Origin of the sequence: Nocardioides marmorisolisilvae (assembly GCF_031656915.1) — a bacterium.
GTDB classification, from domain to species: domain Bacteria; phylum Actinomycetota; class Actinomycetes; order Propionibacteriales; family Nocardioidaceae; genus Marmoricola; species Marmoricola terrisoli.
This window is the reverse complement of the sequence record NZ_CP134227.1, coordinates 3352744-3367806: the sequence shown is the minus strand read 5'-3', so window position 1 is coordinate 3367806 and position 15063 is coordinate 3352744. Positions and strand designations below refer to the sequence as shown.

General features: G+C 69.3%; 15 protein-coding genes. 7 read left to right on the top strand and 8 right to left on the bottom strand.

The features are described from left to right. The first annotated feature begins 59 nt into the window (after positions 1-59). Genes Q9R13_RS16230 through Q9R13_RS16210 form a run of 5 tightly spaced genes read left to right on the top strand, consistent with a single transcriptional unit; the run spans position 60 to position 6158 of the window. Positions 60-1463, top strand: coding sequence for a tyrosine-protein kinase domain-containing protein (locus Q9R13_RS16230; RefSeq protein ID WP_310962214.1), 1404 nt, complete (start codon positions 60-62; stop codon positions 1461-1463). 2 nt (positions 1464-1465) lie between these two features. Then, the gene (locus Q9R13_RS16225; RefSeq protein WP_310962213.1) at positions 1466-2818 is read left to right on the top strand and encodes a UDP-glucose dehydrogenase family protein; all 1353 of its coding nucleotides are present in this window, start codon (positions 1466-1468) and stop codon (positions 2816-2818) included. A gap of 4 nt (positions 2819-2822) precedes the next feature. Beyond that, a complete protein-coding gene (locus Q9R13_RS16220; RefSeq protein WP_310962212.1) occupies positions 2823-4169 on the top strand; it encodes an O-antigen ligase family protein in 1347 nt (448 codons plus the stop codon). Then, entirely contained in the window at positions 4145-4951 is an 807-nt protein-coding gene (locus tag Q9R13_RS16215) for an FkbM family methyltransferase (protein WP_310962211.1), read from the top strand. The genes Q9R13_RS16220 and Q9R13_RS16215 overlap by 25 nt, the downstream gene beginning before the upstream one ends. 4 nt (positions 4952-4955) lie before the next feature. Then, positions 4956-6158 carry a glycosyltransferase family 61 protein gene (locus tag Q9R13_RS16210; protein WP_310962210.1) on the top strand — a complete coding sequence of 401 codons (1203 nt, stop codon included), beginning with the start codon at positions 4956-4958 and terminating at the stop codon, positions 6156-6158. Positions 6159-6172: 14 nt separating this feature from the next. On the opposite strand, the gene Q9R13_RS16205 is transcribed toward Q9R13_RS16210, so the two are convergent. From Q9R13_RS16205 to Q9R13_RS16180, 6 genes are all read right to left on the bottom strand, one after another. Further along, positions 6173-7153 (bottom strand): hypothetical protein, encoded by a 981-nt coding sequence (locus Q9R13_RS16205; RefSeq protein ID WP_310962209.1) that lies wholly within the window; start codon positions 7151-7153, stop codon positions 6173-6175. A 47-nt stretch (positions 7154-7200) separates the two neighbouring features. Continuing rightward, positions 7201-8139, bottom strand: coding sequence for a UDP-glucuronic acid decarboxylase family protein (locus Q9R13_RS16200; protein WP_310962208.1), 939 nt, complete (start codon positions 8137-8139; stop codon positions 7201-7203). A gap of 21 nt (positions 8140-8160) precedes the next feature. Then, positions 8161-9033 (bottom strand): NADase-type glycan-binding domain-containing protein, encoded by an 873-nt coding sequence (locus tag Q9R13_RS16195; protein WP_310962207.1) that lies wholly within the window; start codon positions 9031-9033, stop codon positions 8161-8163. A 72-nt stretch (positions 9034-9105) separates the two neighbouring features. Beyond that, positions 9106-9417 (bottom strand): DUF1416 domain-containing protein, encoded by a 312-nt coding sequence (locus tag Q9R13_RS16190; protein ID WP_310962206.1) that lies wholly within the window; start codon positions 9415-9417, stop codon positions 9106-9108. After that, positions 9417-10265, bottom strand: a complete 849-nt coding sequence (locus Q9R13_RS16185; protein ID WP_310962205.1) for a sulfurtransferase — start codon at positions 10263-10265, stop codon at positions 9417-9419. Before Q9R13_RS16185 ends, Q9R13_RS16190 begins: the two co-directional genes overlap by 1 nt. After that, complete coding sequence (locus Q9R13_RS16180) at positions 10262-10750, bottom strand: DUF4395 domain-containing protein (RefSeq protein WP_310962204.1); 489 nt, start codon at positions 10748-10750, stop codon at positions 10262-10264. Before Q9R13_RS16180 ends, Q9R13_RS16185 begins: the two co-directional genes overlap by 4 nt. A gap of 369 nt (positions 10751-11119) precedes the next feature. On the opposite strand from Q9R13_RS16180, the gene Q9R13_RS16175 reads away from it, so the two are divergent. Both Q9R13_RS16175 and Q9R13_RS16170 read left to right on the top strand, forming a co-directional pair. Continuing rightward, positions 11120-11686: a hypothetical protein gene (locus Q9R13_RS16175; protein ID WP_310962203.1), complete on the top strand. Its 567-nt coding sequence runs from the start codon at positions 11120-11122 to the stop codon at positions 11684-11686. Positions 11687-11749: 63 nt separating this feature from the next. After that, entirely contained in the window at positions 11750-12781 is a 1032-nt protein-coding gene (locus tag Q9R13_RS16170) for a putative sugar O-methyltransferase (RefSeq protein ID WP_310962202.1), read from the top strand. Positions 12782-12786: 5 nt separating this feature from the next. Here the strand turns inward: Q9R13_RS16170 and Q9R13_RS16165 are convergent, their stop codons facing one another. Next, positions 12787-13866, bottom strand: a complete 1080-nt coding sequence (locus tag Q9R13_RS16165; protein WP_310962201.1) for a sulfotransferase family protein — start codon at positions 13864-13866, stop codon at positions 12787-12789. After that, on the bottom strand, positions 13863-15062 hold the full coding sequence (locus tag Q9R13_RS16160) for a glycosyltransferase family 4 protein (RefSeq protein ID WP_310962200.1): 1200 nt from the start codon (positions 15060-15062) through the stop codon (positions 13863-13865). Before Q9R13_RS16160 ends, Q9R13_RS16165 begins: the two co-directional genes overlap by 4 nt. Position 15063: the final 1 nt, after the last annotated feature.

Below are 15063 nucleotides of genomic sequence, written 5' to 3'. Positions count from 1 at the left end.
TAGACTCACCGAGGATCTGACGACAGTCACATCTGGATCTCCAACCCCAAAGGCTCGGCGTGGACTTCAAGGAAATACTCAGGCTGGCTCGTCGTCGGTGGAAGACCGTGGTCTCGATGGTCGCATTGGCGCTCATCACGGCCGCGGCGATCTCGTTCACGGCGACGCCGATCTACCACTCGACCGCCAAGGTCTTCATCTCGACCGACGTGAGCAACTCGTCGGAGGCCTACTTCGCCAGTGTCTTCTCCACCCAGCGAGTTCAGTCCTACGCCGACCTGGCCACGAGCGGCGAGGTGATGCAGAAGGTCATTGACCGGCTCAACCTCAATATGACCCCGGCCGAGCTGGCACAGAAGATCAGCGCAAGCGTCACCACCAACACGGTGATCATCACCCTCGAGGTCAAGGACCCCAACGCGCGAACCGCTCAGCAGATCGCACAGGCCGAGGCCGAGGAGCTGACCCAGTACCTCGCCGACATCGAGACCCCTGCCGGCAAGACCACCACCCCGGTGAAGGCGACGATCACTGACAAGGCCCAGTTCGACGGGACGCCGATCTCGCCCAAGACCGGGCTCAACCTCGGTGTCGCCTTCCTGATCGGCCTGCTGTTGGGCTGCGCGCTCGCGGTGCTTCGTGACTTCCTGGACAATACGATCGGCACCCCCGAGGACCTCGCCGCGGTCACCGATGCCCCGGTGATGGCGCACATCGCCTACGACCCGTCGGTGCCCAAGTCCCCCCTGCTCACCGAGACCGCAACCCACGCGCCGCGCGCGGAGACCTTCCGGCTTCTGCGCACCAACCTGCAGTTCCTCGATCCCGACGCCAACCCGCGCTCGTTCGTGATCACCAGCTCGGTACCCAGCGAGGGCAAGACGTCGACTGCTGTCAACCTGGCGATCGCGCTCGCCCAGGCGGGGAGCAAGGTCTTGCTCGTCGACGCCGACCTGCGCCGCCCCCGGGTTGCCGGCATGCTCGGCCTGGAGTCCGCGGTCGGCGTCACCACCGTCCTGGTGGGCCGCAGTGACCTGCACTCCAGCATCCAGCGGCACCAGCCCAGCGGGCTCTACTTCCTGGCCAGCGGCCCGATCCCGCCGAACCCGACCGAGATCCTCCAGTCGCGGGCGACCAGCGATCTGCTCGCCCGGCTGAAGGCCGAGTTCGACACTGTCGTCATCGACGCGCCGCCGCTGCTGCCGGTCGCGGACGCCGCGATCCTGGCCACCGGCGCCGACGGCGCGATCATGCTGGTCCGGCATGGCAAGACCACCCGCGATCAACTCCGACACGCGACCGGTCGGCTCGACCAGGTCGGCGCGAAGCTGTTCGGCGTCGTCGTCAACATGTCGCCGCGACGCCGTGGCGCGGATTACTACGGCGGCTACGGCTACGGCTACGGGTATGGGTACGACGTCGCCGCAGAGAAGCTCGCCAAGACCGTAGAGACGAGGTCCTGACCGTGACCGGCCCCGCAGCGCCTCCGGCCGAGCAAGCCGTCGTCTCGGTCATCGGGTGCGGCTACCTCGGGGCGGTCCACGCGGCGGCGCTGGCCAAGCTCGGTAACCTGGTGATCGGGGTCGAGACCGACCCCGAGCGCCTGATGGGGCTGGCGAACGGGAAGGCGCCGTTCTTCGAACCTGGCCTCGATGAGATGCTGGCCGAGACACTTGCCTCCGGGCGGCTGAGCTTCACCGCCGACATCGCCGCCGCGGCCGACGCGACCATCCACTTCATCTGCGTGGGCACCCCCCAGACCGCGGGACATCCCGCGGCGGACCTGACCTATCTCGAGGCGGCCTTCGAGCGGCTGCTGACCGTCATCAAGCCGGGTGACGTCGTCGCCGGCAAGTCCACCGTCCCCGTCGGCACCGCCCCCGAGCTCGCCGAGCGCCTCACTGCCGCGTGCCCCGAGGCCACCTTGCTGTGGAACCCGGAGTTCCTCCGTGAGGGCCACGCGATCGACGACACCATGCGCCCCGACCGGGTCGTGGTCGGATCGGCGCCCGGAGCCGCGGCCGATCGAGCGCTCGCCGTGCTGCGTGAGCTCTACGCGCCGATCACCGCCGACTGCCCGCTGATCGAGGTCGACTTCGCCACCGCGGAGCTTGTCAAGGTCGCCGCGAACGCGTTCCTGGCCACCAAGATCTCCTTCATCAACGCGATGGCCGACCTGTGCGAGGTCGCAGGTGCCGACGTGGTCAAGCTTGCCGACGCGCTGGGACACGACGACCGCATCGGACGCAAGTTCCTCAACGCCGGGCTCGGCTTCGGCGGTGGCTGCCTGCCCAAGGACATCCGCGCCTTCATGCACCGCGCGATGGAGCTCGGCGCCGACCAGCCGCTGCTGTTTCTCCGGGAAGTCGACGCGATCAACCTGCGGCGCCGGGACAAAGTTGTCCGGATGGTCCGTGAGTGGCTCGGCGACGCACTGGTGGGCCGGCGGATCGCGGTCCTGGGCGCAGCCTTCAAGCCGGACAGCGACGACATCCGGGACTCTCCCGCACTGGCGGTCGCGGAGTCGCTCCACCTGCTCGGGGCCGACGTGCGGGTCACCGATCCGCGCGCGATCGAGAGCGCCCGCAAGCAGAGTCCTGCGCTGAGCTACGTGGCCAGCCCGCAGGAGGCGGCCGAGGATGCCGAGGCCGTCCTGCTGCTGACCGAGTGGGCCGAGTTCCGTGAGCTCGAGCCGAGCCGCTTCGGCGAGTTCGTTGCCTCGCGCCGGATCCTTGACGCGCGCAACTGTCTCGACGGCGCGGCTTGGCGCAAGGCAGGCTGGGAGTACCGCTGCCTCGGTCGAGCGGTGGAAGGCTGACCCGATGAGCCGACTGGCCGCCGGCAGCCTGTCGGCTGTGCTCGTGCTCGTGCTGGTGGCGCTGGTCGCGCTGGCCAGCCTGGGCCCTCTTGAGAGCGGCCTGGCCGTCGGTGCGGCCGTGGTGCTGATCGCGGGTGCGGTGCTCGCCGCGCGGTTCGACACCGATGACCTGGGCACCGGGGTGATCACCGTCGCGATGCTCACCAACCCGATGTTCAGCGGGATCTTCAAGCCGACGATCATCACCGTCTCCGACGTACTCTTCGCGGCAGGCTTCGCGCTGCTGCTGCCGAGGCTGTTGCGCTGCCGACTGCGGATCCCCGGCATCTGGGCCCTCGGCCTGACCATCCTGATCTGTGCGGGACTGGCCTCGACACCTGCCTCGGACTACCCGACCACGGGGATGCTCCGGATGCTCTCGATGGTCGTCACCATCGCCGGACTGCCGGTGATGATGATGTGGTGGAATCCGCCCAAGCGGATCCTGGTCCGGCTCGTCACGGCGTACGTCATCGGGCAGGGCATCAGCATGATCGCCGGGATCGCCCTCGGCGAAGCGGCCACCAACCGGCTCGAAGGCCTGACGACCCACCCCAATGCATTCGGCATGCTGGCCGTCTTCGCGGTCACGCTGTTGTTGTTCTTGCACGCCGAGGTGCGCCAGGAGCGTCGCTGGGTGATCTGGGCGGGGCTCGCGCTCAACGGAGCCGGCGTCGTGCTCAGCGGCAGCCGCGCCGCTCTGCTCGCGCTGGTGATCGTGATGCTCGCGGTGCCGATCATCGAGAAGTCCGCGAAGGTCGTCTACCTGTACGCCGTCGGCGCGGCGGTCATGCTGGTGGCTGCCTCGGCCCTGTTGAGCGCGCTGGGCCCCAACTCGGCGCCGAACCGCCTCCTGCACCCCGACCAGAGCACGTCCGGAGCCGCCGGCTCCATCGATCAGCGCAGTGCCCTGCTCTCCCAAGGCTGGCACGCCTTCTTGCAACACCCGATCGTCGGCAACGGCTTCGGGGGCACCTACACGTTCTTCTACCACAACGTGTTCTTGGAGTTCATGGCCGCGGCCGGGCTGATCGGCCTGCTCGGCTACCTGCTCGTCATCGGCACCACCCTCGCGCCCCTGTTCGGAACCGGACCACTGCGCCGGCTCGGCTACTGCGCGCTCGGCTACCTGGTCGTCAGCATGTTCAGCCCCACGATCTCGGAGCGGTGGATCTGGGCGGTGCTCGCCCTGCCCCTGCTCGTTGCGGCGAACGGCCAGTCCTCGCGGGAGACATCCGGGGCCCCACGGCCCGCCACACTCGGGACCACACCACGAAAGGCCCAGAGTTGGACCACCCACTCGACCGTCTGACCCACAACACGCGCAGGGCCGTCCAAGCGCTGCGCTGCTTCGATGACGGCCCACGGCTTCTCGGCGAGCTGCTCCGCCCGCGCTCACGCCCCGAGGTCCGCTTCCGGGTCCCGAACGGCCCCACGATCGACTGCCCCAATCGGCCCGGGGCGCGGGTGCCGGTCTTCGAGTTGTTCGCGGACGACGCCTACCGGCTCGACGAGCTGCTGGCGGGGCTCCCTGCCGATGCGACCATTCTCGACATCGGCGGGCACATCGGCTGCTTCAGCGTCGCGGTCGCCTCGCGGCTGCCGCATGCCGTGGTGCACGCCTACGAGGCCTCGCCGACGACGGCATCCTGGCTGGCGCGAAACGTGGCCGCCAACGGCCTCGACGGCCGGGTGACCGCTCACGCCGAGGCGGTGGGCAGCGTCGCCGGCACGATCCACCTCGAGGACAACAGTGCCGGCAGCAGCCTCAACCGGGTGACGGCAGAGACCGCCGCGACCGCGACGACTGTGGCGGTCCGCTGCGTCAGTCTGGCTGACGCGTTCACTGCCTGCGGACGCACGCCGGACCTGGTCAAGATCGACACCGAGGGCGCGGAGTACGACATGGTCCTGGGCAGTGACCCGGGCCTGTGGGCCGGCGTACGCCGGATCGTGCTGGAGTACCACGACGTCCCCGGTCACGACTGGGACGAGCTCGCCGGACACTTCGACCGGGCCGGCTTCGACCTGGTACGACGCGATGCGGCCTCGCCCCGTCAGGGAACGGCCTGGCTCGTCGCCCGAGGAGCCTGAGCCGATGTCACGACTGCCCCCGGCCCTGCAGCCTGCCTGGCCGCTGGTCAAGCGCGGCCACCGGCTCGCCACCCGCGGCGTCGGCGCCGCGACCCGCCACATCCCCGATGGGGCCCGTTCGCTGCCCCGGCTGGCCACCGAGCGTGCGGAGGACACCGCCGCGCGCGAGCCAGACGTCGTCCGGCTGCATCTCGGTGGCCCCGGAGAGGCGCTGCGCCGGCCGATCCCTGTGGGACAGCCGGCCGACCACTGGATCTTCCGGTGGCGCTCGTCGTACGACGTGCCACGCCGGTTCACCCTCGACATCGGCCAAGGCACGGTCGTCGGGCTCTACGCTGCGACCCTGACTCCCGGCGGCGTGCTCGACTTCGAGACCAGCGCCTACTTCGGGATCGACGGATGGAGGGAGCATCCGCTCTACCTGCGACCCCGGCTTCCCGAGCCGGAGGACTTCGACGGGACCCTCCTGAGCCTGACGACCAGCGGGACGTCGGCGAACTACTTCCACTTCGTGACCGACACGCTCCCCCGCTGGGGCGTGCTCGAGGAGTGCTTGCCCGACGTGCGTCCCGACGCCTGCTACGTCAGCACCGGCAGCCGCTATCAACGCGAACTACTCGGCATGCTCGGCATCGACACGCTGCCGGTCGTCGAGCCGGGCAAGCACCGCGCGGTCCGGGCCCGACGGCTGCTGGTCCCCTCGCTGTCCAACCCTGATCTGATGGCGCCGTCATGGACGCAGTCCTGGCTCAAGCGCCGACTGCCCGACCGGGGTGGCCCGGACCTGCCACGACGCCTCTACCTCTCCCGCGGGACGAAGCGGAACACCCGACGACTCGTCGACGAGGACCGCCACATGAAGGTGCTCGAGCACCACGGCTTCACGACCATCGACCCCGGCACCCTGTCGGTCCAGGAGCAGATCGACGTGTTCGCCGCTGCCGAGGCGATCGTCGCGCCGCACGGCGCAGCGTTGACCAACCTGGCCTTCGCCAACCCGGGCCTACGGCTGCTGGAGCTGTTCGCGCCCAACTACGTCAACCCGTGCTACTGGACGATGGCCGACAACATCCCCGATGTCCGCTACCGCTACCTCGTGGGTTCCGGGAGGGCGCCTCGCCCGCGGTCACCGATGAACGGAGTGCTCGCGGATATCCGGCTCGATCCACGTGACTTCGAAGCCGCCGTGGACGACCTCCTCGCCTGATCGAGCAGCGAGCCTCAGGCCCGGCGCGACCGCACCAGCCGGTCGGCCAGCACCCGGCCGACCGTGCGCAGCCGGCCCTGCGGCGTGAGCCGGCGCAGCCTCCGCGCAAGGCGCCCATTGCTGCGGACGATGCCGACCTCCAGATCATGCTGGGCGTCGACATTGCGGGCGCCCTCGACCGGATGGCGCAGGGGGAAGCGCATCTTCTCAGCCGGTGGCAACGTCCGGGTGGAGACCGTGTGGGTCGCGTCCTCCCCGAAGCCTGCGTTGTGCACCAGGTTGATCGCCGGCGTGATCGCGAGCGCGTCCAAGGCGACCTGGGTGAGGAACCACTGGCTGTCCCAGCCGAACTCGTGCTCCTTGGCCGCGGCGACCTCGGCGAAGTAGCGCCCGCCGGCACGGGTGACCAGGCTGTTGCCGGTGGGGCGGGCCGGCTCGACTCGCCACGCCGCGTCGACACTGTCCGCACCTGGGAAGACAGTCTCGTAGTCGCGGGGGAAGAGCCCGCGGTGACGCTGCCACGCCCGGCTCCACGTCGCCCAGCCCCAGGTGATCGAGAAGGTCGTGAACGCATAGCTGGCCCCCGCGAAGCGGGATGGGTCGATGACGAACATCTGACCCGAGACCATCATCACCCGCTCGTCGTCGGCATGACGGTCGAGCAGCTCGGCGCAGAACCGGAAGAAGGTCGGGTCGGGCACGCAGTCGTCCTCGAGCACGACCGCCCGGTCGACCTGCTCGAAGACCCAGTCGAGGCCGAGCTCCACCGTCTGCTCGACGCCGCTGTTCTTCTCGGCATAGCGGCGCCGAACCGTGCAAGGCCAGTCGATCTCATCCTCGAGCGCGGCCCGCACCTGCGCGCACCGGCGCGCGTCCTCGGCGTCACCGACGCGCGGCCCATCGGCCACAACGAACAGCTCCTCAGGTGCCGCCTCGCGGACGGCACTGACGACCCGCCGGACCAGGTCAGGGCGGTTGTAGCAGATCAGGGCCACGGGCGGGCAGGAGTACGACGCCACGGAATCGACCGGTCCGGTGACGCTCAGAGGAGCTCGGGGCGGCTGCGGAACCACTCGATGGTCCGCAGCAGTCCCTGCTCGACGGGGACGACCGGTTCCCAGCCCAGTTCACGACCGGCCAGAGCGATGTCGGGACGACGTACGCCGGGATCGTCGACCGGGCGGTCGATGAACACGATCTGGGACGAAGAGCCAGCCAGATCGCGGATCCACTCGGCCAGGTCGAGCATGGAGATCTCGCTCGGATTGCCGATGTTCATCGGGCCGGAATGGTCGGAGCGGGCGAAGCGCCAGATGCCCTCGACCAGGTCATCGACGTAGCAGATCGACCGGGTCTGGAGTCCGTCCCCGGCGACCGTGATCGGCTCCCCGGCCAGCGCCTGTCGGACGAAGTTCGGGATCGCCCGGCCGTCGTTGGGGCGCATCCGGGGACCGAAGGTGTTGAAGATCCGGACGATGCCGGTGTTGGCTCCGTAGGTGGTCCGGTAGGCCATGGTCAGCGCCTCGCCGAACCGCTTCGCCTCGTCGTAGACACTGCGCGGGCCGACCGGGTTCACGTGACCCCAGTAGCTCTCGGGCTGTGGGTGGACCTGCGGGTCGCCATAGGTCTCCGAGGTGGACGCGACCACGAACCTGGCGTCACGGTCACGCGCCAGGTCGAGGGCGTGCAGGGTGCCGAGCGAGCCGACCTTCATCGTCTCGATCGGGTGCTCGAGGTAGTCCACGGGCGAGGCGGGCGAGGCGAAGTGCAGCACCACGTCCACCGGCCCAGGAACGTCGATGCCGTCGATGACGTCGACCTCCAGCAGGCCGAAGGACTCCTTGCCCCGGAGATGCTCGACGTTGCCGGGGACACCGGTCAGGAAGTTGTCCAGCGCCAGCACCTCGTGACCCACGTCGACCAACCGGGTGCACAGGTGCGAGCCCAGGAACCCGGCGCCGCCGGTGACCACGATCCTCACGGGCAGACCCTAGCCGACGCCTCAGGAGCCCGCGGCGGCGATCTGCACGGTGCTGATCGCGGTGGTGTCCCGCGGACCCTTGTGCACGCGCAGGATCTCAAGGCTGATCGACGAGGTGCTCGTGCGTGGCACCCGGATGGTGCGCAGGGACCGGTCATGGGCGCCACCGGCCATCCTCTGCACGACAGTGGTGTCGCCGATGGTCCAACGCACCTCGGTGATCCGATTGTTCTGGGCGTAGCGGTCGGCGTGGCTGACCGGGTCGGTCTTGGCGTAGCCGGGGATCAGGCCCACCTCACCGACGGCCGTCGGCGACGGCAAGGTGAAGGTGAGCACCTGGCCCGTAGCCGGCCCGTCGCACCGCCAGGCCGTCGCCGGGTCACTGTCCAGGACGTTGGCGACGGCGTAGCGGACCTGGTGCCCACCCGAGTCGACGCCGGGCTTCGCCGTACAGGTGGCCTGAGCGGCCTTCGCTGTGACCGGGCGCACGGCGCCGTGCCAGGCCTTCGCCGACGTGGATGACGTCGCCCCGGAGGTGTGCCCCTTGGTGTGGGTCTTCGAGTGGCCCTGCTTGCCGGTGGGACCGGCGGCGGAGTGGCCGCCGGACAGCGCCCGGCCGACGACGTACGCGACCAGCACCAGCAGCACGGCGACCAGGACCGCCAGCAGCGGACGGAGCCAGCGATGCTCGCGCAGCGCCAGGAACCGCTCTCGCAACACGTCCGCGCGGACCCGCATAGCCGGCGCGGGAACGTCCTCGACGTCGGCGCGGTGGCTGCCCGCCGGTGGCGTGCGCTCCGGGCCCATCGCCTGCTCGTACGCAGCACGGTAGGCGTCTGCGAACTCCTCGGGCACCTCCGGAGGCGGTGCGCCCGGGTCACCTGTTCCGGACATGATCAGCGAGCCTACCCAGATCGGCCGGGAGACGACCCCGCCCCGTGGCACCGGGGCGCCACGGGGCGGAACTCAGGTCCGCTTCGATCCGATCGCGACGGCCACCTCGGCAACCACGCCGGTCGCCGCAGTCACCGTGCGGTCCACCGGCTCGGCCTTGGGAGCCAGGGTGCGCAGCGTCCAGTCACCGGGGCCGGCGAAGAACCGGAAGTGACCAGTCGCCGAGGTCGGCACCTCGGCGGTGAACTCGCCGGTGCGGTCCAGCAGCCGGACGTACGCCGAGCCCTCGGGCTGACCGGCGCGGGTCACCTGCCCCTGGATGATGGCCTCCTTGGCGACGTTGACGCCGTCCAGCGACAGCCCGCCCTCAGTCGCGCCGCACATCAGGCCTCACCAGCCTCGTCACCCAGAACGACCGGCACGCCGACCAGCGAACCCCACTCGGTCCACGAGCCGTCGTAGTTCTTGACGTTCTCGCCGCCGAGGATCTCCTTGAGCACGAACCAGGTGTGGCTGGAGCGCTCGCCGATCCGGCAGTAGGCGATGGTGTCCTTGTCCCAGTCCACACCGGCCTCGGTGTAGATCTGCTTCAGCTCGTCATCGGAGCGGAAGGTGCCGTCGTCGTTGGCGGCCTTGCTCCACGGCACGTTGGCCGCGGTCGGGATGTGGCCACCGCGCTGGGCCTGCTCCTGGGGCAGGTGGGCCGGGGCGAGCAGCCGGCCGGCGTACTCGTCAGGGCTGCGCACGTCGACCAGGTTCTTGGTGCCGATCGCGTCGACGACCTCGTCGCGGAACGCCCGGATCGAGCGGTCCTGCTCCTTGGCGGTGTAGCTGGTCTTCTCGCGAGTGGGCACCTCGTCGGTCAGCTCACGGCTGTCGAGCTCCCACTTCTTGCGGCCGCCGTCGAGCAGCTTCACGTCGTCGTGACCGTAGAGCTTGAAGTACCAGTAGGCGTAGGCGGCGAACCAGTTGTTGTTGCCGCCGTACAGCACCACGGTGTCGTCGTTGCTGACGCCGCGCTCGGAGAGCAGCGCCGAGAACTGCTCGCGGTTGACGAAGTCACGACGGACCTGGTCCTGCAGGTCGGTGGTCCAGTCGAGCTTGATGGCGCCCTGGATGTGGCCCTTGTCGTAGGCGGTCGTGTCCTCGTCGACCTCGACGAGCACCACCTTCGGGTCGGAGAGGTGCTCCTGCACCCACTCGGCGGTGACCAGAGAGTTTTCGCGGCTCATACGAGTGCTTCCTTCTTGTTGTTGAGGGTCTGTTTGTTGTCGTAGTTGTTCTGGGGCAGGTGGCATACGCCGTAGACCTTGCAGCCCAGGCAGACCTGGACGCTGGCGTTGAGCACGGCGGCGACGAGTGCCATCCCAGTGGCGGCGTACCCGAGCCACGTCGGTCCGGCGAGAAATCCGACCAGCCCGACGAGTGCGAACACCAAGCCGATGCCCTGGGCGAACCGCGGCGGGCGCGGGTCCTCCAAGCGGGTCGGTGGTCCCAGGCGCGGCCGCACGATCGTGCGGAACAGGTACGCCGCCGGGGTCCGCTGGACGCCGAGGACGACCCCGGTGGCGAACAGTGCGGCCTGGATGGCAAGCAGCACCACCCCGACCGGCGTGGTCGCCGTCAGCAGCGCCACTGCCAGCACCGCGCTGGTCAGCGTCGCGTTGAACTGCGGCCCTCGGGCATCGAGTGGTGCAGGCGCGTCGAATCGGCTCACGGGTTGTCCTGACGTCGGAAAACGGATCGGGCATCGGCGTCGGACGCCAGTGCGCACCGCGTTCAACACACGTGCGTAACGGGTGCCGCGCAGTGCGGCTCCTGGCGTCCGGTCAGGACATTCGACACAGCGCCGAGCGCACGCGGCAGTGGTCCACTGCGCGGCGCTTGGTCAGCATGGTCGAGGACATGGAGCAAGAGTAGGTCGAGAGCGGCCGCATACCCACTCCCTATCTCGCCATGTGGTCCGCGTGTCCATAATACGAGATCACTCGATCCATCCTCCCAGTCGTAACGGGCCGGCAGCCTGGGTCGTTATGGGGTTCGAGCGGCAATCCGCCGCGCCGGGGTAGCGAGGATAGGGCGGAGCATGCGCCGATCGACACGACGAAAGCTGCGTAGGTGGATCATCGGACTGTGCGCGGCCGCGGTCCTGATCGCCTTCGTGGTGGTCCGGCTGCACCACCGGGCCGACCAGCCGCAGACCGATCCGTCCACCAGCACACAGTCCGCCAGCACGCCTCATCACACTCGGCACCACCGCCGTCACCACCGCAGTGGCGACCCCGCGACGGCGGACTCAGCGGTGGCCACCGGAAGGGCCGCCACCTTGAAGGCACTGGAGGCAGCGGCCCCGCAGGGCACGTCGTTCCAGTACGGGCCGGGCATGCACACCTACCTCAGCACCGTGTCCGGGAACGGGTCACTGGGCTGGGTGGGCTACAAGGATCTCAACGGCACCAGATACGCCAAGCAGTTCCCGCCCGACCCGTATGTCAAGAGCGCCCGCATCCAGGCTCCCGGGGTGCACGTGATCGTCGGCGGCGTGGTCGCCCCCAAGGGAGGCTCGGTCACCTGCACGATCACCGTGGACGGCAAGACGGCGGTGCGTCGCACCGTCCACGGTGCCTACCGGATGGTGGTCTGCGAGGCTTAGCCCGTCTCAGCGCTTTCGCTGCGGCGCACTCTGCTCGACAAACTCCGACGGAGGAGAGTCCCGATGTCCCACCGGATGACCCGTGCGCGCAACCTCGCTCACCAGCAGGCGATGCGGGCGCGCCGGTTCCTCAACGAGCACGGCTGGGATGTCCAGCGCCTCGACGAGGAGAGTCGCCGGCACACACTGACCAGCTACGACGACACCGTCCCGTTGCCCCCGGGAGCCGCGGAATACCTCCGCCCCGACAACCCACTGCTCCGGGAGCTGCGCTCGGCGTACGCCGGTCTCGAGGCGGCGGCAGCAGCGCCTACGCTGTGGGAGGACTCCTTCGTCGACGACCAGGTCTCGCTGCCCTGGTTCCGCGGCGACAACGCCTACGTCTGGCAGTACCGCGCCTTGCGCGGCGGCACCGAGGCGCGGATGTACATCAACCTGCTGCAGACCCGTCGCGCCGACCACCTCGGCCTGCTCGACCGCCTCACGGAGGACGGGCTCTTCGGGGTGTGGACCTTCGACCTGGGCGGCCAGCGGGTCAGCCGCGACCTTCTCGACAGCATCGACGAGATCAACTATCTCGACAGTCGGCTCGGGCTGTCCGAGCGCGGTCACTTCTCGGTCCTCGACATCGGCGCGGGCTACGGCCGGCTCGCGCATCGGATGGCGGAGGCGTTCCCGGGAACGGTCACCTACGACTGCATGGACGGCGTGCCGCACTCGACGTTCCTCTCCGACTACTACCTACGGTTCCGGGATCTGCACGACGCGCGTGCAGTGCGGCTCGACCGACTCGAGGACATGCACGACAGCTACGACATCGCCGTGAACGTGCACAGCTTCACCGAGTGCCCGCTCGAGGCAGTTGAGTGGTGGCTCGAGCTGGTCGCCAAGAAGTCCGTGGAGTGGCTGCTGGTGGTGCCGAACCACCCGACGGAGCTGCTCACCACCGAGGCCGACGGCGTGCGCCGCGACTTCCGGCCGAGCATCGAGGCCGCGGGCTACCAGCTCGTCGACTTCCGGCCGGTCCACGAGGAACCGGAGCTGCGACGGCTGATCGGAACCGACCACCACTTCTTCTTGTTCCAGCGCGGCTGAACGATTCACACGCTCCAGCCAGCCAGCTCCAGGTCGCTGATCCGGCGCAGCTCGGCGACATCGGGCGCGAAGACCGCCTCGAGCCGGGCTCGCAACTCCGGGAGGACCTCCGGACGCGGGATCGGCTGCGACAACCGCCGCCGCACCGGTGCAAGAAGTCGCTCGCGGGGCCCGTCGGGGAGCGCGTACAGAAGCCGGACGAGCGGCGAACGCCGCAGCGTCGTGCCCGCGGCGGAGTACTCCCGCTTCTCCTCGCGCGTGTTGAGCCGCTCGTCGAGACCGACCACCTCGACATCGGGGTCGACTCCGGCGAACGCCCACACGCGCCGCAGGGTCTGCTCGGGCCTGGTCGCCAGCTCGGCCATGTCGAGGACCAGCATCTGATCTCGGGAGAAGTGCTCGAGGTAGGCAGCCAGCTGGTGCGCGTAGCAACTGCCTGCGACGTAGGGGTTGTGGGCGGGGTCGACGTCGGCGAAAGCCTCGTCGAATCCGCGGAGGTCGTTGGAGTGCATCCGCTCCTCGACGTAGGAGGAGACCGCGCGGTCGATCGGGTCGCGGACCAGGTAGACAAGACGCGCTTCGGGGACGCTCTCAGCGATGTTCGCCGCCACATCCGGCACGAACGGCGCCCGCGTGTACGCCGTCGAGGACTCCCCCCGCACCAGCGCCGTGGGGTCGAACATGGCGCGGTAGTGCCCGCGCCAACTCGCCCGGTCGGGATCCTGGAAGAACAACAGCTCCTTGCCGGTCGCCATGGCGACGTCGGGGTGTCGGCCGACCAGCCCGTGCAGCGTCGTGGTGGCGGCCTTCGCGGCTCCGATGACAAAGAAGTTGGGCCTTGCGCCGCCAGCATCGTGTGCCAGCTTCGGCTGGGAGGCTCGCGGCGTCCACTTCTGCGGCGCCAGCCTGCGCACGCACATCGGGCAGACATCGAGGGCGGAGCCGTCGGCGCGCAGGGTCCACCCGGACTCATGGTGACCGGCCAGCGTGGAGGTGGCCAACCGCGGCGGACAGCAGACGTCGCACTGCAGGGTGACCAGGTCGCCGGTCGTCGACGCGCCGGCGCCGCCGGAGAGGGTGGTCACGCGCCGCCCGAGGCTGCTTCGCGGAGAATGCTCTCGAACCGGTCGGCGCAGGACGCCAGCCGGAACTCCTGCTCGGCGAGCTGGCGCGCCTGCTCACCGAGCAGCGCCCGCTCCTGGTCGTCTGCGAGCACCGCCGTGACCCAGCGGGCCGCTGCGGGCAGCGACTCCTCAGCCGGTGGCAGCACGCATCCGCCGGCGCGGTCAACGAGGACCGAGGCGAGGTTCTCCGGGGGCATCAGACCCAGCACCGGACGGCCGGCGCAGAGGTAGGACAGTGTCTTTGAGGGCACCGAGAACTCACCGGCGGTGCGCTCCAGCAGCACCACGAGCACGTCACCGCTGCCGAGTACTTCCGGCAACCGTCCGTACGGCTGGAACGGCAGCAGGGTCAATGGCACGTCGAGTCGGTCAGCCTCGGCCCGCACGACCTCGACGGCAGGGCCTTCGTTGACCACGACCAGGCGGACCGGCGTGCCCTGGTCGATCACGTGTCGGGCCAACTGCACCAACAACGCCGGGTTGTGCTTCAGCCCCAGCGTGCCTGAGTAGGTCAACGTCTTCGTCTCGTCGAGCCCGTGCTCGACCGCCCAGTCGTTCTTGCGCTCGACAGGGTAGATCTCGTCGAGCGGCGCCCAGTTGGGAATCACCGTAGCCTTCTCGGCAGTGCCCCACGCTCGATGAACCTCGAGGAACGACTCGACGATCACCACGATCGCTGCCGCGCGACGGGACCCCCAGCGCTCGCCGTACCCGATCAGCTGGCCGGCCACGAGGAACATGCGGGACAGGGCCGCCCCGGCGAAGCTCTTGATCGCGACTGCCTGGATGTCCTGGTGCCACAACACCCAGGGGGTGCGGCGGAGCCACAGCACTGCGGCCAGCACCACCATGCTGGGCACCGGCGTCGTCGACACCATCACCACGTCCGGCTTCACACGCCGGGCCTGCCGGGCCAGATCGAACCCGATCTGGATCTCGGTGACGAGGCGTCGCGCGAAGCTCGTCTTGCGGATCCTGCGCCCGACCGAGATGGGCTCGAAGACAACCCGCTCGTCAGGCCGCGCCTCGAGCTTGCCCTTGCCTCCGACGTAGGCAGCGCAGTAGGAGTGCACGACGTCGTGCCCGCGACGGGCCAGCTCCCGGCTCAGCTGGGCCTGGAACGGGTGCCCCGAGAAGTCGTGGACCAACACCTTCATG